We start from the raw sequence: 18,475 nt of genomic DNA on the forward strand, positions 1-18,475 counted from the left end.
AGAAGTCGTCGTCGACAGACTCCACCGGCAGATTGAAATGCTGCATCACACCCGGCAGGTCACAGAAACGTACGTCGACGAACTTCACGTCCTCGGTCGCCAGATAGCGCGGAAGCTCCTGCGGGTCGGTGAACATGGAGTCCTCCCACGGTGGTCCGGACATCGGCCAGGTCGGCGGCCTGACCTGCGCGGTCGGCGAGCCGTCACCTGACGGTACGACGACGTGCGGCGTCACGTCGGCCATCCGCCCGGCTTCGCCCGGGCTCAGCCGGTCACGGCGCTACTGGGCCGGTCACGGCGCTGCCGGGCCGGTCGCCGTCAATGGGCCGGTCACGGCGACGCCTGCGGGCCGGTCGTTCGACGGGTACGACTCAGACCCGGGTGGTACGCGGCGCGACGGCCGGGGGCCGACGGCGCGGGTACGGGGCGTCCGGCAGGCCCAGCAGGGCGGTGATCGCCCGCCCGCAGCGCCGGGCGGCGTGGCCGTCGCCGAAGGCCCGGCTCTGCATGGCCGGTGTCGGGTGGTCGAGCCGGTCGCGCACCGCGCGGACGATCCGGTCGGGGTCGGTGCCGACCAGGTCGCCCAGGTGCTGCGCGACGATCTCCGGCCGTTCGGTCGCGGCCCGGGTCACCACGACGGGTACGCCGAGGCTGGCGGCCTCCTCCTGCAGGCCCCCGGAGTCGGTGACGACCACCCGGGCGGCGCGGAGCAGGCCGATCATGTCGGGGTAGGGGAGCGGGTGCAGGAGGCGGACGTTCGACGCGCCCTCGACGCCGGCCCGCACCTGTGCGGCCAGGTGCGGGTTCGGATGGGTGATGAGGGCCAGCTCGACGTCGGTGTGTGTCGCGGTGACCCGGGTCAGCGCCCGCAGCACCTGGCTGATCCCGGTGCCCCAGTTCTCCCGCCGGTGCGCGGTCGCCACGATCAGTCGACGATCGGGGTCCACCCAGGACGGTACGCGGGCCAGGCCCTCGCGGAGCAGGGTGTGCACGGCGTCCACCACGGTGTTGCCGGTGACCACGACGCGGTCGGCGGGTACTCCTTCGGCCAGCAGGTTGTCCCGTGCGGTGGTGGTCGGGGCCAGGTGCAGCGCGGCGATCCGGGCGAGCATGGCCCGGTTGGCCTCCTCGGGGAAGGGCTGCGTGAGGTCGTGGCTGCGGAGGCCGGCTTCCAGATGGATCACCGGTATCCGGTTCCAGAAGGCCACCAGCCCGCCGACCAGCGCGGTGGTGGTGTCCCCGTGCACCACCACCGCGTCCGGCCGGTGGAGGGCGAACAGGCCCTCCACGGCGGTGCTCAACCCGGCGGCGAGCTCGGCGAGCGTGCCGGTGTCCCGGGCGACGCTCAGGGTGGCTGTGGCGTGGAGCCGGAACGGCGCCAACGCCTCGTCCACCCGGCCGGGTTGCTGGCCGGTGTCGACCACCGTCACCGTCAGGCGTGGGTCGTGACAGAGCAGGCGCACCACTGGCGCGATCTTGACACCCTCGGGACGGGTGCCGGCCAGGACCATGATCTGGCGGGGCCCCACTCTGTCACGACCCATCGGTCAGCTCCGGCGCGCGGCGCGGTGACGGCGCAGGAAGAAGCCACCGGCGCCGGCGACGACCGCGCCGAGACCGAGGGCGACCGGAGCGCCGGCCAGCGGGATCACCGGGATGGGCGGCGCCACGGCGTTGACGCCGCAGCTGGAGGTGCCGATGACCACCGAGGCGAGCGCGCCGCCCAGGGCGGACAGGTCCAGGGCGGTGACCGTCAGTTGCCCGGTCGTCGAGCTGGTCTGGCCGTTCAGGGTCAGGTTCAGCAGCCCCGGAACGCTCAACCCGGTGTTGGGCGCCGGGTTGGCGGGCAGGCTGAGCAGCGTCGTCGGGATGCCCAGCAGGGTCGAGACGATGCGCGCGTTGACCAGGGTCGCCGAGCCGCTCGCCGACGGGCTGCTGGTCGCGGTGCACTCGGAGTAGATGGCGTCCGCCACGAGGCTGATCGTGGCGAGCCCGTTGGTGCCCAGCGTGAGGGTCACCTCGGAGCCGGGGGTCACGATGCACGAGCCGCCGGCCCCGATGGTGATGGCGCCACCGGCACCGAGCACGCCGGCACAGGCGGCGGAGGTGCCGTCGTTGTAGGCGCGGACGGACTGCCCGAGCACACCGGCGGTGATGACGGTCTGACCGCCGAGCACGGCCAGCGGCGGGTTCGTGTTGCCCGAGATCGACTCCGTGGTGCCGTCGTTGGTGGCGCTCGCGGTGCCGGAACTCGCCAGACCGCCTCCGACGAGGCTGATCTGCAGTGCGGAGGCGCTGGACTGCGAGGTGTCGGCCATCGCTGGCGACGCGACGGCCAGGGCCATCACCAGACCACCGGCGATCGCCGTCGCAGCCCGGGCGACGCCGGACCTTACTTTGTGCATGTGAGATCTCTCTTTCTGCTTCTGACGGTGACGTCGGGGCGGTCGAACGGGGTGGGCTGCACCGGGGGTTGCGGCACGGAGACCGTGCCGCGCGGGCGGTAGTGCGGGCGCCGAACGGTGGCGGTGCCGATGGCGGTGCCGGAGCCCGTGACAGGGCCGGCGGCCGTGACAGGGCCGGCGGCCGTGACAGGGCCGGCGGCCGTGACAGGGCCGGCGGTCCTGGCAGAGCCCGTGCCGGTGGCGGCGGGTGCCGGTGGGGCGGCCACGTCGTCGGGGGCCGGGGTCTGGTCGGCGTCGCGGGCGGTCTTCTGCCACTCCGAGCGGGAGGTGAGCATCCGGGCGAAGGCGAACCAGACGGCCACCGACTGCACGTAGCTGTAGAGCCAGTGGCTGACCCCGAGGCCGAGCGCGGCGGAGACGGAGAGGTGTGGTTCGGAGCGGTTGCGGTAGACCAGGCCCCAGATCGCGAAGGGCAGGACCCCGAAGACCACGATCAGCGGCAGTACGCCCCAACCACCCGCCGTCCACCAACCCGTCAGGCCGCCCGGTGTCCGGGAGACGTACCAGCCGAGGACGGCGAGGCAGCCGAGGTAGACCGGGGTGCCGAGGAGCTGGAACCACGGTGCCGCGAGGAAGTGGGCGATCTCCAGGGTGGCCGAGTTGCTGACCCGCCGGGAGTGCAGGACGGCGGCGAGATACCGACCGCACTGCATCGACCCCTGGGCCCAGCGGGTCCGCTGACGGATCAGGGGCCGGATCCTGGTCAGCGCCTCCTGGGCGACCCAGCTCTCCGCGCAGTACTCGGTGCGGCTGCCCTGGAGCAGGATGTGCAGGCCGAGTTCGAAGTCCTCCAGCAGGGCCCCGTGCCAGGGTGTGCCGTGCTCGGCGGCGAGCTGCTTGAGCAGCGACACCCGGGTGAACTGGCCGTTGCCGCCCATCGCCACGCTCGCGGTGTAGCGGCGCAGCGACTGCATCGCGGCGATCGGCGCCCGGAACTCCATGTCCTGCAACCGGACCAGCAGCCGGGCCAGGCGGCCCATTCCAGCGGTCGGGCGGGCGCACTGGATCATGCGGACCTCGACCTGGACGGCGGCGACCGCGGTGGAGCCGAAGTAGCGCGGGCCGGCGAGCGCGGAACGGCACCGGGGGTCCAGGTAGCTGTCGGCGTCGAGGACACCGAGGATGACCCGTTCCGGGTCGACGTCCGCCGGCAGGTGGCGTTCGATCGTCTGCCACGCGGCGTTCAGCGCCGCGCCCTTGCCCAGGACGGCGTCGGGCAACCGGCGGGAGACGACCCGGACGCGGGGATCGCCGGAGAAGGACTGCAGGACGGCGTCGGTGCCGTCGTCGGAGGCGTCGTCGACACACCAGACGGTGACGTCCGGCAGGTCACGCAGCAGCCGGTGCAGGGTGTCCGCGATGACGCTGGCCTCGTTGCGGCACGGGATGACGATGTGCCAGTCGAAGCCGGTGTGGTCGCCGCCCTGGGAGCGCGGGGTCCGCAGGTGCAGCACCAGGATGCTCAGCACGTACGCGCAGAAGTAGACGCAGAGCAGGAACGCCGCCGTGTTCAGGACGGCCAGGGACTGGATCTCAACGGGCACCGGCGGACCTCCGTACCCGGCCGCCGCGTCCCACCAGGAAGAGGAAGACGATGGCGACGGCGATCAGCCCGACGGTGCTGATCGCCGAGCCGATCAGGACATGGCTGCGCTGGTAGCCGACCTCGAAGCCCCACAGCCGCATCGAGGCGACGACGGCGGCGAGGCGCATCTGGTTGACCACCACGAGCAGCCCGACGGCGAGTGCCACCGCGACCAGGCCCCGGGTCAGGGTCACCCGCCGGAAGCCGACCAGCAGTGCGGCCAGCACGAACGGCGGTATCAGCAACAGCGCCACCGAACATCCGGTGGAGACCAGGAAACCGACCCAGCGCTGGTCCAGCGGGAAGATGACGGCCGCGCCGATGGAGTCGGTGTCGGCGAGCCCGATCGCGGCGACGAGCCGCGCGTTCAGCCACGCCTCGACCACTGCCACGTCGTGCCACCGCTTGAGCAGCAGGGCGCCCAGGGCGACGCCGCAGACGGCGCCGAGCGCCGCCTGCAGCCAGCTCGCCACGGTGGACCGGGTGGTCGGCCGGTCGTTCATCTGGGTCGGCTCACGAAGGTGGCGAGCCACAGGGCGGCACCGAGCAGGACCAGCCCGATCCCCACGAGCAGCCAGGACTGAATCGCCACTCCGGTCGTCGCGAGACCTCCGCCGATCGCCGGACCTTTCGTCGGGTACATCCGCCGTCACCTCTCCGTTGGAACGCTGCCCCCAAGCGGGCCAAAGCGAACATATCGGACAGAACCGTACGTAGCGGATGTTCCTAGAACGTGACGAAAGCTCGGGACCGGGACGGGCTCCGGGCCCGATCGGCGGGGTGTGCGAAGCGGCCCGGGTCGGCGGCGCCGGGCGGCTGGGCCGGGGCAGCGCGAAGCGCCCGGCCACCGGCCGGCCGGTCGGGCCGCGCGGACGCGGGCCGACCGGCCCGGCCGGGCGCCGGGCGCTACGAGGTGACGGAGATCGGTGAGGCGGTGCGGAAGGTCAGTGGCCGACGCCCACCGGCTGGCCCTGGCGAGGCTGGTAGCTGCGCGGGGCGCCGGTACGCCGCCGCCGTGCCTCCCGCACGGTCAGCTGGACTCCCTCGGTCAGCCCGATGGTCGGACGCCAGCCCAGTTGGGCGAGGGCCTTGCTGCTGTCCAGCGCCATCCGGCGCACCTCCTGCGGGTGTGGATGCGGCGCGTAGTGCGGGTCGCAGTCCGCGCCGACCACCGAGCAGACCAGCTCGAAGAGGTCGTTGACGGTGGTCTCCCGGCCGGTGGCGATGTTGACCAGCCCCGCACCCGGGTAGTGGCAGGCGCGGGCCACCGCGTCGGCCACGTCCACGATGTGCACGTAGTCGCGGGTCTGCTGGCCGTCGCCGTAGATGGTGGGCGGTTGGCCGTTGAGCAGGGCCTCGGTCATCAGCGCCACCACGCTGGTGCCGCCTCCGGTCGGGCGCGGTCCGTAGACGTTGCCGAAGGCCAGGGCGGTGTACGACATGCCGTGTTCGCGCCGGTACCAGTCCAGGTAGCAGATCCCGACGGCCTTGCTGATGCCGTACGGGCTGGTGGCCGCCAGCGGCCGGTCCTCCCGGATGGGCAGGGCGTCCGAGGAGACGTTGCCGTAGATGGCGCTGCTCGCCGCGTGTACGAACAGCCGAACTCCGCTCCGGGCGCAGGCGTCCAGCACGTTGATCGTCCCGAAGGTGTTCACGTCGGCGTCGAACAGCGGCGACTCCCGGGCTGCCTGGAGGCTGCCCTGACCGGCGAGGTGCACCACGACCTCGGGCCTCCATTCGTGGATCACGTCGACTGCCTCGGCGGTGCGGATGTCACCCCGCAGGACATCCGACTGTGACAGCCCGCCGTACGCGGCGTCGGCGAGGTTCTCGACCCGACCGGTCGAGAAGTCGTCGAGCACTTTGACGTGGATCCCCATCAGCATCAGGCGTGCGACGACGTGACTTCCGATGAATCCGGCTCCACCGGTCACCAGCACGCGATTGGGAACCGAGCTGCCTTGCGCGGATGGCTCGGCTCCGTTCAGCGGAACTTCCATCGTGAACTCCTTGGCGGCGGGGTGGTCAGTTCTGGTGGGCATCGGCGGTGTGACCAGCCAATTCCCTACTATCAGCGGGATCATTCTGACATATCACCCGCAAAGGGATGTCGATTACGATAAACGAAAAAGCTTTGTTTTGCGGCAAATGAACTGTTTATGCTGCTGAATCGTTCATAGTGCTGTCGAGGGCATTCAGGGGGAGCGCTCCGCCGCGTGGCGAGGAGGAAAGCCACATGGAGAAACCGTCGGTCGCCGTCCCGTTCGACGAGGACCTGCGAACGGTGGCCCCGGAGCCGGTACGCCGACACGGCCGTGAGTTCCTGCTCAACGGTCATCGACGCGGCTCAGGGCAACATGCGGCACCACCGGCACGCGGTCGCGTCCGCGCGCTGGTGATCGAACCGGTGGAGACACCCGCGCGGCCGGACCGCCTCAACGACGAGTTCGACGTCGTCCTGCGGCTGCCCGTACCCGCCGACGTCGAGCAGCTCACCGCGGTCCTCCGGCGACTGCGGCCCAAACTCCTGCTGCTCAAGAACTCGCTGGACAGCATCGACGAGCCGATCGTGGCCGCCTGCCAGCAACTGGGCGTGGAGATCCTGGTGCTGGCGCGGCCGGTCTACGGGCTGCTGCCCACGCCCAGCCTGCGGCGCTTCGGCGGGCTGCCCTGGATCCGACTCCGGTCGGGACCGCACCGCCGCACCGGTGAACGCGTCAAGCGCTACCTCGACCTCGGCGTCATCGCGCTCAGCGCGATCCTGGTGCTCCCGCTGATCCTCGCCATCACCGTCGTCGTCTCGTTCACCGGGCCACCGTTCTATCGCCAGCAACGCGTCGGTGCGGGCGGGCGACTCTTCTCCATGGTCAAGTTCCGCACCATGCGACCCGGGGCGGAACGCGAGACCGGGCCGGTACTCGCCCAGCCGGACGACCCCCGGATCACCCGCGTCGGCCGCCTGCTGCGGCGTACCCGCCTTGACGAACTGCCGCAACTGTGGAACGTCGTACGCGGGGACATGAGCCTGGTCGGTCCCCGTCCGGAGCGGCCCGAGTTCATCGCCGAGTTCCGGCAGTTGCCGTACTACGACCTGCGCCACCTGGTCCGGCCCGGACTCACCGGGCTCGCCCAGCTCACCGGTGGCTACGCCGCCACGGTCGAGGAGAAGCTGCGCTGCGACCTGCTCTATCTCAACTGTCGATCGCTGCGGGTGGACCTGACCCTGCTGGCGCTGACCGCCCTGGAGTTGGTCCGGGGATTCCCTCGTGGCTAGCGCGGCCGGCACGGTCGGCGCACGCCTGACCCGCAACACGCTGAGCATGCTGGGCGCCCGGATCGTCATGGCGCTGGCCGGCCTGGTCTCGTTGCCCGTCGTCTATCAGCACCTCGGGCCGGAGGCGTTCGGCGTCTGGGTGCTGCTGACCGGACTGCTCGCCGTCGTCGCCCTCTTCGACCTCGGGCTCGGCTCGGCGCTGGTCCGGGAGGTGGCGGCGGCCGAGACCGAGGCCGGCCCCTCCGACGTGCTGCGGCGGCTGCTCGGTCTCGGTCTGACCTGGGGGCTCGTCCTGGGCGGGCTCACCTTCGCCGCCCTCGCCGCCGGCTGGCCCTGGATCGCCCACCTGCTGCGGCTCGGCGAACTGACCCGCGACGCGTGGCACGCCACCCTGTGGCTGCTGCTCGGCGTGGTGGCCGGCGGCGTGGAACTGCCCTGGCGGGCGGTCCTGGAGGGAGTCCAGCGGTACGGCGCGCTCGCCCTGGTGAACGCCGTGACGGCGGTCCTCGGCGCGGTGCTCACGATCGCGGTGGTCCGCCTCGGTGGCGGTCTGGTCGCGCTCGCCGCCGCCGCCGCGTCCACCGGCGCGATCCGGACGATCCTGCTCGCCGCCGCCGCGTACCACCGGCACCGCGACCTGACGCCCCGCTGGGGCCGCCTGGCCGGACCCGACCTGCGCCGGGTCGGCGGGTACGGCCTGCGGGTCCAGGTGTCCAGCGGCGCCGCCGCGGTGAACGTGGAACTCGACCGGCTGGTGCTCGGCGGATTCTTCGGCCCGGCCGTCGCCGGTGACGCCGACCTCGGCACCCGCCTGCTCAACCTGCTGCGCCTGCCGCCCGGCTTCGCGTTGCTGGTGCTCTTTCCCGCGGCCGTGCGACGCGCGGTCACCGGCGGGCGGGCCTGGCTCGACACCTTCTACCTGACCACGGTGCGGTACCTGGCCGTCTTCCTCGCACCGGCCGGAGCGGCGCTGATGGTCAGCGCCGACCCGCTGGTGCGGCTCTGGCTCGGACACCCGGTCTCCTGGGCCGGGGCGACCATCGCCATCCTCGCCCCGGCGTACGCGCTCAACCTGATCATGGGTGCGGCCACCATCGTCGCCCGGGTCGAGGGTCGTCCCGGCCTCGAGACCCGCTACGTCCTGCTGTCGGTCGTGCTCAACGTGGCGCTGACCGTACCGCTGCTGATGCTCGCCGGCCCGCTCGGCGTGCCGACCGCGACGGCGCTCGCGGTGGTGCTCGCCACCGGGTACTTCCTGGCCCACTTCCACCGGGCCACGGGGCGTCCGATCCGGCCGGTGCTGCGCACGCTCTGGCCGCCGATCGCCGCCGCGACCGTGGCGGGCCTCGCCACCGCCGCATTGCTCGGGCATCTGCCGGACGGGCCGGGACGGGTGGGCGCGGCGCTCGCCGTGGCCACCCGCGCCGGCCTGACCCTGACGTTCGCCGCCGCGCTGCTCGTCGGCGGCGGATACCTGAGCACCGACGAGCGGGCCCGGCTGCGCACGCTTGCCCGGCGGGCCCGCGCGCTGACCCCGGGAGTACGCCGATGAGCCTCGACGTCCGCCCCACGGCCTGCCTCAACTGCGGCGACGACCACCCGCACCGGGGTGACCTGGACGGCGTGCTGCGCCGCTGCTCCGGCTGTGGACTCGGTTGGACCGTGCCCGACCCGCACGCCGCTCCGGCCCGCTACGACCTGGACTACTTCACCGGCGGCGGCTACGAGGACTACTTCCTGGCCGCGCCCCGCCGGTTCGAGGCGGGGCGGCGGTTGCGGTGGTTGTCGTCGGTGGTGGGGCCGTCGGTGTTGGTGGAGGCGGGGTGTGCGGGTGGTTATTTCCTGGAGGCGGCGCGGGGTGCCGGTTTCACGGTGACGGGGGTGGAGGTGTCTCGGGTGGCGGCGGCGTTTGCCGTGGATCACCTGGGTGTGCCGGTGCGGCAGGGGTATTTCGAGCAGGTCGCGCCGTCGTTGCGGGCGGATGTGGTGTGTGCGTGGCATGTGTTGGAGCACGTGGATGATCCGCGTCGGTTCCTGCGGGCGGCGCGGCAGGTGTTGACGCCGGGTGGGTGGTTGGCGTTGGAGGTGCCGAACATCGCCTCGCCCGCCGCCGCCCGCCTCGGTCACCGCTGGCCCGGCCTGCAACCGGAGTACCACCCCTGGCACTTCACCCCGACCTCGTTGACCAGGCTCCTGGCCGCCACCGGATTCGAGGTGGTCCGGCAGGACACCACGGTCTTCCGGTTCTACATGCCCGTCGCATACCGGATGCGACACGCGCGGCGGCTGCTGCCGCCGGACCTGATCACCCTGCGCTCGCCGCGCCTGACCCATCGGTGGCGGGGAGACCTCCTGCGGGTGATCGCCCGCAGACCGCGCGACGGACGGAACGGCTGATGAAGCTCAGAGACGACGAACTGACCACCTGCGCGTTGTGCGGCCGGGACGGGCACGCCGCCCCGGCGCTCGACGGAGTGCTGCGCCGCTGCACCGACTGCGACTTCCGGTGGACCGCGGAGGCCGCCCCGCCTCCCGACGAACTGTACGACGAGGACTACTACCTGACCGGCGGCTACCAGGACTACTTCGCCTCCGGCCGGCAGCGCCGGTTCGAGGCGGGGCGGCGGTTGCGGTGGTTGTCGTCGGTGGTGGGGCCGTCGGTGTTGGTGGAGGCGGGGTGTGCGGGTGGTTATTTCCTGGAGGCGGCGCGGGGTGCCGGTTTCACGGTGACGGGGGTGGAGGTGTCTCGGGTGGCGGCGGCGTTTGCCGTGGATCACCTGGGTGTGCCGGTGCGGCAGGGGTATTTCGAGCAGGTCGCGCCGTCGTTGCGGGCGGATGTGGTGTGTGCGTGGCATGTGTTGGAGCACGTGGATGATCCGCGTCGGTTCCTGCGGGCGGCGCGGCAGGTGTTGACGCCGGGTGGGTGGTTGGCGTTGGAGGTGCCGAACATCGCCTCGGCCGCTTCCGGTCGTCTCGGTCACGGCTGGCCCGGCCTGCAACCGGAGTACCACCGCTGGCACTTCACCCCGGCCACCCTGACCCGGATGCTGCGCCAGACCGGCTTCGAGGTCGTCTCGTACGACACGGTCTTCTCCCGGTTCTACTGGCGACCGATGGCGCGCCTGCGGCAGGCCCGGGACCTGCTCGTCGCCGACGTCGCGGCCAGCCGCTCGCCCCGGATGCGCCACCCGCTCCTCGGCGACCTGCTGCGCGTCTTCGCCCGCCGCGACGCCTCGGGGGTGACCCGATGAGCCCCGAGCCCCGCCACCGGGACGCACCGCCGTCCCTCTCCATCCTGCTGACCAGTTGGAACACCCGGGAGCAGACCCGGCAGTGTCTGGAGTCGCTGGCCGCGACCGTGCCACCGGACCTCGACTACGAGGTGGTGGCGGTGGACAACGCCTCCCGCGACGGCTCGGCCGACCTGCTCGCCCGCTCGCCGCGCGTACACCTGATCCGCAACGCCCGCAACGTCGGCTTCGCCGCCGCCGTCAACCAGGCGTACCGGCAGGCGCGCGGCGAGCTGATCCTGCTGCTCAACAGCGACGTCGCCTTCCACCCCGGCGCACTGTCCACCATGGTGACGTTCCTGCGGGACCGGCCCGAGGCGGCCGGTGTCAGCCCGCTCTACCTCAACCCGGACGGCACCTTCCAGCAGCACTACGTGCAGCAGCCCAGCTTCCCGGCGTCGATGGCCCTGGTCACCGCGCTGCGTCGGGTCCCCGGTTTCCGGCAGGCGCTGCACACCTTCCAGATGCGCGGCCAGGACTTCAGCCGCCCCCGACGGCTGGCCTCGGGCAGTTGCATGCTGCTGCGCCGCGCCGCACTGCCCGCGCACCACATCTTCGACGAGCGGTTCCCGGTCTACTGGAACGACGCCATCCTCGCCCGGCAACTCGACCGGGCGGGCCAGCAGTTGTGGATGCTCCCGGACGCCGTGGTGACCCACGTCCGGGGCGCCTCCTGCCGGCTCCTCGGCCCGGCCATCCGCTTCCGCCACCTGCTCGGCAGCCTCGTCGGCTATCTGCGGCTGACCCAGCCCGGTCACCGGGTCGCACTGTTCCGGCTGGTCGTCCTCATCGACCACGCGGTGAAGCGGATCTGCGGACGCCACGTCCAGCTCACCCTCGCCGACCTGCGGGCCGCCCTGCGGGGCGACGTCGGCCCGCTGCCGGACGGCGACATCCGGGACTGGCTGATCGTCTTCACCCGCACCCCCTCCACGGCGGAGGCCGACCAGGCGGTGATCACCGAGTCGCTGCTCGACGACCCGGACCGGCGCCTGCTGCTGGTCGACCCACCGGCGCCCCGCCCACGCTGGCGCAGCCGGATCACCCCCATCGACGACGCCGCCTGGCACCTCACCCCGCCGACCCCGCTGCCCTTCGGCGCACGGTGGCGGACCGCCGACACGGTCAACCGGCGCTTCGCCGCCGCCGCCGTACGACGGTGGCTGGACCGCCAGGCCGGTGCCCGGCTGCTCCGGCTCGACGACGACTCGGCCCGACCCGTGCTCGGCCGCGTCGGTGAGGACGAGGTGCTGCCGGCCGCCCGGCGGGTACCGGTCAGACAGCGGGCCGGTCGTGACTGACCTGGGCAGCCGGGAATCCCGGACCGCCCCGCCCGACGCGGCGGGGGCCGCCGCCGACTGGGTGGTCTACTTCAGCGCCACGCCCTGGCACGGCGGCGCGCACCGGCAGCACGCCCTGGCGCGGCAGCTCGCCACCGGATACCGGGTGCTGTTCGTGGACCCGCCGGGGCTCCGGGTGCGGACCGGCACCACCGTGCGTCGGGTCGAGCCCGCCGTCTGGCACGCCGTGGCGCCCACCCCGGTCCCGTTCGGCCGGCACCTGCCGACGGCCAACGCGGTCAACCGGCGGGTGGCGGTGGCCGCGCTGCGGCGCTGGCTGCGCCACGACCCGGCGGGCGTACGACTGGTCTGGCTGGACGAGGACCTGGCCGCGCCCTGCGCCGACCGGCTCGACGCCGCCGCCGTGGTCTACGACGCGACCGACCTGGACTGGACCTTCACCCGCCGGTGGAACCGGCACCACCTGCGCCGCAGCCTGGACCGGGCGGTCGCCGCCGCCGACCTGGTGCTGGCCTCCTCGGCCGCCCTGCCGACCCGGATGCCGGCCGGTCGACACGCGCCGGTGGTGCTGCCCAACGCCTGCGACCCGGAGCACTTCGCCCCGCAGGGACCGACCGTGCCCCGCCCGGTCGCGGCGTCCCGGCCGCTGATCGGGTACTGCGGTGCCGTCGACACCCGGGCCTTCGACGCCGACCTGGTCGCCACCGTGGCCCGGGCCCACCCCGACTGGACGTTCCTGCTGATCGGCCCGAGCACCGCCGCCGGTCGGGCGCCCCTGGCCGGCCTGGCCAACGTTCTGCTCACCGGCCCGGTCCCGTACGCCGACCTGCCGGCGACGCTGCGCGCCTGCGACGTGACGGTGATCCCGTACCGGATCGGCGGGCTGGTGGACTACGTGCACCCGAAAAAGTGCTACGAGTACCTGGCGCTCGGCAAGCCGGTGGTCGCGACACCGCTGCCGGCGTTGACCGCGCTGACCGACGTGGTCCGCCTCGCCGCCGGTCCCGACGAGTTCGCCAGGGCGATCGCCGGGGCGTTGACCGACGCGACCGCCCCGGACCAGCTCGCCCGCCGCCGCGCGGTGGCGACCGCGAACAGTTGGGCCGCCCGGGGCGAGCACCTGCACCGACTGCTCGCGGGGCTGGCCCGGTGAACCGGGTCGTGGTCGGAGTGGGCGTGGCCACCGTCGGGGCCGCGCTCGGCACCGCCGTCTCGCTGGCCACCATGCTGCCCGGGATCATGGCGTTGGCCGCCACCGGTGCGCTGGTCTTCCTCGCCGTCTTCCTGCTCTGGCCGTGGACCGTACTGCCGGTGGGGATCGTCGGCGGCGCGGTGGCCGGCGGCCTGGTCGGCGGGGGAGACGTCCGCACGTACGTGGCGGCGCACCTGCTGCTGCTGGCCGTCGGCGCGACCGCCCTGCTGATCCGCTACGCCTTCGGCATCGGCCGGGGCGGCCGGCGGACGGCCGCCGACACCGGCATGCTGATGGTGATCGGGCTGACCGTCGCCGCCGCCTGCTACGGCCTCGCCATCGGCAACCTGCCCACCGAGGTCGTCGTCGCCGGATACCAGATCGCGATCCTCCCGCTCTATTTCTTCCTGGCCACGCACACCCTCATCACGGATCGCCGGCTGGTCGCCGCCGGGCTGCTCTACGTCGGTGTCGTGGCGGTCCTGGCCGCCATCTCGATGACCGTCCCCGGTCGGCACGGCGGGCTGCTCACCCTGCTCGCCGTCCCGCCCCTGATCTGGTACGCCGGGCGGGCCCGGGGCTGGCGCCGGGTGGCCTCGGTGCTGCTCGCCGGCTTCTTCACCATCGACGTGGTGCTCGCCTCGTACCGGGGCATCTGGCTCGCCGCCGGGGTGACCCTGCTCGTCATGCTGGTCTTCGGCGGCCGGGCGGTCCGCACCGGACTGGCCGCCGCCGCCGCCACCGGCTGCGTCGTCGCCGCGCTGCTGGCCCTCGATCCCGGCGTACGCGAGCGCGCGCAGGAGATCGCCACCGGGCTCGAACAGTCCGCCGGTTACCGCGCCTCGGAGTCCGTCGTCGGGCTGGACGTCTTCGCCCAGCGGCCGGTCCTCGGCGCCGGGCTCGGACAGTCCACCACCGACGTCTACCTGGCCGACTTCGCCCTCACCGACGTCGGCCCGGTCTACCACGCCTTCTACGTCACGTTGCTGGCCAACGTCGGCCTGCTCGGGCTGGCCCTGGTGCTCTGGCCGGTGCTGCGCGGCATCCGGTCCGGGATCGCCGACCGGGACGGCGCGGCCCTGCCGTTCGCGGCCCTGTGCTGCGGTTTCCTCGGCGCGGCGATCTTCGCCGCCCCCACCGACGGGCACTGGGAACTCGGGCTGCTGCCCGCGCTGGCGCTGCTGACCGTCCGGGCACGCCGGACCCGGGATCCCGGGCTGCTGCCCTCGCCCACGCGGATCCCCGAGGCGGTGTCGTGATGGTCGACGCGACGGCGATCGTGGTGACGTACAACTCGGCGGGGCAGATCGCCGCCGCGCTCACCGCGCTGCGGCAGGCCGGCCTGCCGGTCCGGCTGGTCGACAACGGCTCCACCGACCGGACCGTCGCGCTGGTCCGGTCCGACTTCCCCGAGGTCACTGTCGTGTCCGGCCAGGGCAACGTGGGCTTCGCCGCCGCCGTCAACCGGGCCGCCTGCGGTGTCCGCAGCGAGGTGCTGCTGCTGGTCAACCCGGACTGCGTGGTGCCGCCGGAGACCGCGCGGGCCCTGGTCGGTGCGGTGCTGGGCCGCCCGGACGTCGGCGTCGCGGGGCCACGACTGCACGACGCCGCCGGCCGGGTGGCGGTCAGCGCGCATCCGTTCGAGACGCTCGGCACGGTGGTGGCCAGCCGGTTCGGCGGGCCGCTGGTGCCGGCGCAGGTACGCCGGTGGCTGGGCGGACGGCACCGCCGGGCGGCGTACGAGGCGTGTCAGCGCGGCGCCGAACCCACCCCGGTCGACTGGGTCTCGGGCGCGTGCCTCGCCGTGCGGACCAGCCTCTTCACCGCCGTCGGCGGGCTCGACGAGGCGTACTTCATGTACTACGAGGACGAGGAACTCTGTCTCCAGGCCCGCCGTCGCGGTGCCGAGGTGCTCTATCTGCCGTCGGTGGCCGCGATCCACAGCGGCGGGGCGAGCAGCAGCGACCCGGCCTGGATCTGGCCGCACCTCTACCGCAGCATGCTGGTGTTCTTCAGCCGTCACCGACCCCGGTCACGACAGGCCGTCCGGGCCGTCGTCCTGCTCCGGGCGCTGCTGGGAGTGGCCCTGGCCACCGTACGGCTGTCCCTGCAACCACGGGCCGGCATCGCGCGGATGCGGGCCTGGACCCGGGTGGGCCGGATCGCGGTCACCCGTCTCCACATCGGAGGAAACCACTGATGCACGTACTGATCACGGTCGTCGGAGCGCGCACCGAGCACTGGATCGACCTGTTCGACTCGCTCTGCGAGCGACCCGACCTGCGGCTCACCGTGCTGGCGGCCGACGTGTCACCGACCACCCGCCGGGAGTTCGAGCGCCTGGAGCGGCGGCATCCCGGCTTCCGGGCGCAGATCCTGCCGCACCGGCTGGGGGAGGGCCGGACCGGTCACATGGCCTCGGTCATGTTCCGCTTCGGCGGCCGCAGCGGACCGCCGGTGTCGCCGCCGCCGGACGTGGTGCACATCATCGGCGAGGCCGCGTACCTGTCGACCTGGCAGGTCCTGCGGATGTGCCGCCGGCACTGGCCGACGGTGCCCACGACGTTGTACGCCGCGCAGAACGTGGTGATCCGCTTCCCCATGCCGTTCCCGGTCCTGGAGCGGTACGCGTACCGCCGGGTCGACATGGTCCTGCCGATCACCCCGGCGGCCCGGCAGGTGCTGCAGGTCAAGGGTTACCGGGGCGCGGTCACGACCGTCCCCCTGGGGGTGGACACCAGGATCTTCCGCCCCCGACCCGAGCCGGACACCACCCGGCCCTTCACGGTCGGCTTCGTGGGCCGGTTCGAGGCGCACAAGGGTGTGCTGGACCTGCTGCGCGCGGCCGAACTCGTCGACTGCGACGTGGTGCTGGTCGGCGAGGGTAGCCTGGACGACGACGTGGACCGGGCCGCGCGACGCCGTCCCGGGCGGGTCCGGCGGTACGGCTGGACCGGCCACACCGAGCTGCCCGACGTGCTGGCGCAGACGAGCGTGCTGGTGCTGCCCGCGCTGGAGATCGTGCAGCGCAACGTGCTGCCGTGGGTCGGCATCCCGCTGCGCGAACAGTTCGGCCGGGTGCTGGTCGAGGCGATGGCCAGCGGCGTCCCGGTGATCGGCAGCGACGTCGGCGAGATCCCGTACGTCGTCGGCGACGCCGGGCTGATCTTTCCCGCCGGGGACGTGACCGCGCTCGCCGACCGGCTCGGCCGGCTGCGCGACGACCCGGCGACCGCCCGCGAGATGTCCGAGGCCGGGCTGCGCCGGGCGACCGAGGAGTTCGCCTGGGACCGGATCGCCGACCGGCTGGACCGGGTCTGGCGACAACTGCACGAGGAACGAATGTCCATACCCGTCCCGGCGCGAGCCGGTCAGAAGGTCCGCGACGACGCGGACCGAGAGGTGGCCGCGTGATGCGTACCGTCGACTTCAACGACCTGCTGGACACCGCCCGGCGGCGGATCGCCCTGCCGCTGCTCGGTCTGCTCGCCGGGCTGGCGGCGGCCCAGGCGGTGTCGCCGCTGCTGCCGGCCCGGTACGAGGCGCACGCCTCCGTCCTGGTGGTGGCCGACACCCCCGAGGGCGACCGCCCGGCGGAGATGAGCCTCGCGCTCGCCCAGAACCTGGCACCCACCGTCGCCAAGCTGATCGGCTCGCGGGAGGTGGCCGTCGCCGCCGCCGGCCGCCTGGGTCTGCCCGAGGAGGCGGTCACCGGCAACGTGCACGGCACGTTCGAACCCGGCCTCCAGATCGTCACGGTACGGGCCGACGCGGCCTCCGCCGGCCGGGCCGCCGCGATCGCGAACGCCGTCAGCCAGGCCATGGGCGAGCAGTTGGAACGCCTGAAGCTGGGCGGCGACACGGTGGTCACCACGCGGGTGGTGGACACCGCCAGCGTGCCGACCCGGCCCGCGTTCCCCAAGCCGCTGCTCAACAGCGCCCTGGGCGCGCTCGTCGGCCTGCTCGCCGGCTGGGGGGCGACGGTGCTGCGCGACCGCTTCGACCGCCGGCTGCGCGACATCGCGCAGATGGAGTCCCGCCTCGGCCTGCCTGTCGTCGGCGGCCTCCCGCACCTGCCGAAGCGGTTCGCCCGCCACCACGCCGCCGCGCTGTTCGCCCGGCGGGAGATCGCCACCTCGACCCGGGCCACAGTTTCGGCACTCAGTGTGCTCACTACCTCGTCCCGACGCCGCCTGCTGGTCACCAGCGCGCACGACGACGACGGCGCCACGCTGGTCAGCGCCCTGCTCGGGCTGGCCATGGCGGCCGAGCGACGCAAGGTCACCGTGATCGACGCGGCGGTCCGCGACCCCGCCCTGGCCGGACACTTCCCGGACGCCTCGTTCACCTGGCAGCAGGTCCGGACCGGACAGCACGCCCCGGTGCCGACGCCCGACCTGCCGACGCTGACGGTCCTGCCGACCGAGCCACGGGAGAGCCTGACCACCGTGCACGCGCGGGAACTCGGCCAGTTGCTCGACGTCCTGGCGGACACCGAGGACTGCGTGATCGTGCACGCGCCACCGGTGCTGGCCGGGTGCGACACCGCGACCCTCGCCGACCACGTCGACGGGGTGCTGCTCGTGGTGGCGGCCGGACAGACGAACCTGACCGAGGCGGCGCGGGCGGCCCGGCTGGTGCGCCGCCTGAACCTGCCGCTGGCGGGCATCGTCGCCGTCGGGGCGATCGACCGGGTCGGCCGTCCCGGTGCCGACGAGGTGCCGCCGACGGCCCTGCCGGGCAGCACGAGCCTGCGGCCCGTACGGCGGGTGCCGTCGGGCGCGCACCGGGTCCGCGAGGTGCCCTCGGGCGGGGTGCACCGGGCCCGGGAACTACCGCCGGTGTCCCCGGCGGGTCCGCCGACGTCGCCCGAACCGGCCCGGACCGGCCCGCCGCCCGGCGGTGACCAGACCGTACCCGTCGAGGTGGTCACCGACGTGCGCCCGACGCCCGCCCGCGTCGACCACCTCACCCCGGCACCCGCCCGCGTCGACCACCTCACGCCGACGCCACCCCGACAGGCTCACCCGGACGTCGCGGTCACGGCCCGTTGGCGCTCGGGGCCGCCTTCACCGATCGACGACGTGGTGCCCTGGTCCACCCCGCTGGTGGCGGGCGGACGCGAAGCGGTCGGTTCGGCCCTGGGCCGACCGTTGGCACCGCGCGCGGAGACGTCCGGACGGGTCCACCGGTCCGCCTCGGCGGCACCGATCGAGCCCGCGCCGTTGCGCCGTCCGGCGGACTCGCCGGTGGCCCCGCAGTACGTCCGTGGCGAACCGGTCTCCGACCTCGACCACCACCGACACATCACACCCGACGGTCCCCGCTGGCCGTCCAACTGAACCCGCACCGAGTACCGATCAAGGAG

16 protein-coding genes are annotated in these 18,475 nt (G+C 73.2%); 10 read left to right on the top strand and 6 right to left on the bottom strand.

Going from position 1 to position 18,475, the window contains the following annotated elements; all coding sequences use genetic code 11:
- Positions 1-371: 371 nt before the first annotated feature.
- The 6 genes from wecB to ABZ738_RS24515 all read right to left on the bottom strand — a co-directional run bounded on the left by wecB (position 372) and on the right by ABZ738_RS24515 (position 6,134).
- Positions 372-1,544: a UDP-N-acetylglucosamine 2-epimerase (non-hydrolyzing) gene (gene wecB, locus ABZ738_RS24490; protein WP_131056405.1), complete on the bottom strand. Its 1,173-nt coding sequence runs from the start codon at positions 1,542-1,544 to the stop codon at positions 372-374.
- Positions 1,545-1,547: 3 nt separating this feature from the next.
- Positions 1,548-2,405: a choice-of-anchor P family protein gene (locus ABZ738_RS24495; RefSeq protein WP_131056403.1), complete on the bottom strand. Its 858-nt coding sequence runs from the start codon at positions 2,403-2,405 to the stop codon at positions 1,548-1,550.
- The gene (locus tag ABZ738_RS24500) at positions 2,393-4,009 is read right to left on the bottom strand and encodes a glycosyltransferase family 2 protein (RefSeq protein ID WP_357216736.1); all 1,617 of its coding nucleotides are present in this window, start codon (positions 4,007-4,009) and stop codon (positions 2,393-2,395) included. Before ABZ738_RS24500 ends, ABZ738_RS24495 begins: the two co-directional genes overlap by 13 nt.
- Entirely contained in the window at positions 3,999-4,553 is a 555-nt protein-coding gene (locus tag ABZ738_RS24505) for a hypothetical protein (protein ID WP_131056399.1), read from the bottom strand. Before ABZ738_RS24505 ends, ABZ738_RS24500 begins: the two co-directional genes overlap by 11 nt.
- Positions 4,550-4,693: a hypothetical protein gene (locus tag ABZ738_RS24510; RefSeq protein ID WP_161595048.1), complete on the bottom strand. Its 144-nt coding sequence runs from the start codon at positions 4,691-4,693 to the stop codon at positions 4,550-4,552. Before ABZ738_RS24510 ends, ABZ738_RS24505 begins: the two co-directional genes overlap by 4 nt.
- Before the next feature lie 301 nt (positions 4,694-4,994).
- Positions 4,995-6,134 carry a GDP-mannose 4,6-dehydratase gene (locus ABZ738_RS24515; RefSeq protein WP_131057586.1) on the bottom strand — a complete coding sequence of 380 codons (1,140 nt, stop codon included), beginning with the start codon at positions 6,132-6,134 and terminating at the stop codon, positions 4,995-4,997.
- Between the two features lie 152 nt (positions 6,135-6,286).
- On the opposite strand from ABZ738_RS24515, the gene ABZ738_RS24520 reads away from it, so the two are divergent.
- From ABZ738_RS24520 to ABZ738_RS24565, 10 genes are read left to right on the top strand one after another with little or no spacing between them, the layout of a single operon-like run.
- Positions 6,287-7,324 carry a sugar transferase gene (locus ABZ738_RS24520; protein ID WP_131057589.1) on the top strand — a complete coding sequence of 346 codons (1,038 nt, stop codon included), beginning with the start codon at positions 6,287-6,289 and terminating at the stop codon, positions 7,322-7,324.
- The gene (locus tag ABZ738_RS24525) at positions 7,317-8,876 is read left to right on the top strand and encodes an oligosaccharide flippase family protein (RefSeq protein WP_176094947.1); all 1,560 of its coding nucleotides are present in this window, start codon (positions 7,317-7,319) and stop codon (positions 8,874-8,876) included. The genes ABZ738_RS24520 and ABZ738_RS24525 overlap by 8 nt, the downstream gene beginning before the upstream one ends.
- Positions 8,873-9,721: a class I SAM-dependent methyltransferase gene (locus ABZ738_RS24530; RefSeq protein WP_176094946.1), complete on the top strand. Its 849-nt coding sequence runs from the start codon at positions 8,873-8,875 to the stop codon at positions 9,719-9,721. Before ABZ738_RS24525 ends, ABZ738_RS24530 begins: the two co-directional genes overlap by 4 nt.
- Positions 9,721-10,575 (top strand): class I SAM-dependent methyltransferase, encoded by an 855-nt coding sequence (locus ABZ738_RS24535; RefSeq protein ID WP_131052940.1) that lies wholly within the window; start codon positions 9,721-9,723, stop codon positions 10,573-10,575. The genes ABZ738_RS24530 and ABZ738_RS24535 overlap by 1 nt, the downstream gene beginning before the upstream one ends.
- A complete protein-coding gene (locus tag ABZ738_RS24540) occupies positions 10,572-11,915 on the top strand; it encodes a glycosyltransferase family 2 protein (RefSeq protein WP_217706030.1) in 1,344 nt (447 codons plus the stop codon). The genes ABZ738_RS24535 and ABZ738_RS24540 overlap by 4 nt, the downstream gene beginning before the upstream one ends.
- On the top strand, positions 11,908-13,068 hold the full coding sequence (locus ABZ738_RS24545) for a glycosyltransferase (RefSeq protein WP_357216744.1): 1,161 nt from the start codon (positions 11,908-11,910) through the stop codon (positions 13,066-13,068). The genes ABZ738_RS24540 and ABZ738_RS24545 overlap by 8 nt, the downstream gene beginning before the upstream one ends.
- Positions 13,065-14,366, top strand: coding sequence for an O-antigen ligase family protein (locus tag ABZ738_RS24550; protein WP_357216746.1), 1,302 nt, complete (start codon positions 13,065-13,067; stop codon positions 14,364-14,366). The genes ABZ738_RS24545 and ABZ738_RS24550 overlap by 4 nt, the downstream gene beginning before the upstream one ends.
- Positions 14,366-15,307 (top strand): glycosyltransferase family 2 protein, encoded by a 942-nt coding sequence (locus tag ABZ738_RS24555; protein WP_357216748.1) that lies wholly within the window; start codon positions 14,366-14,368, stop codon positions 15,305-15,307. The genes ABZ738_RS24550 and ABZ738_RS24555 overlap by 1 nt, the downstream gene beginning before the upstream one ends.
- Positions 15,307-16,521, top strand: coding sequence for a glycosyltransferase family 4 protein (locus tag ABZ738_RS24560; RefSeq protein ID WP_357216751.1), 1,215 nt, complete (start codon positions 15,307-15,309; stop codon positions 16,519-16,521). Before ABZ738_RS24555 ends, ABZ738_RS24560 begins: the two co-directional genes overlap by 1 nt.
- A complete protein-coding gene (locus tag ABZ738_RS24565) occupies positions 16,518-18,449 on the top strand; it encodes a hypothetical protein (RefSeq protein ID WP_357216754.1) in 1,932 nt (643 codons plus the stop codon). The genes ABZ738_RS24560 and ABZ738_RS24565 overlap by 4 nt, the downstream gene beginning before the upstream one ends.
- Positions 18,450-18,475 lie beyond the last annotated feature (26 nt).

The organism is Micromonospora sp. NPDC047793, assembly GCF_040642635.1.
Classification (GTDB): Bacteria; Actinomycetota; Actinomycetes; order Mycobacteriales; family Micromonosporaceae; genus Micromonospora.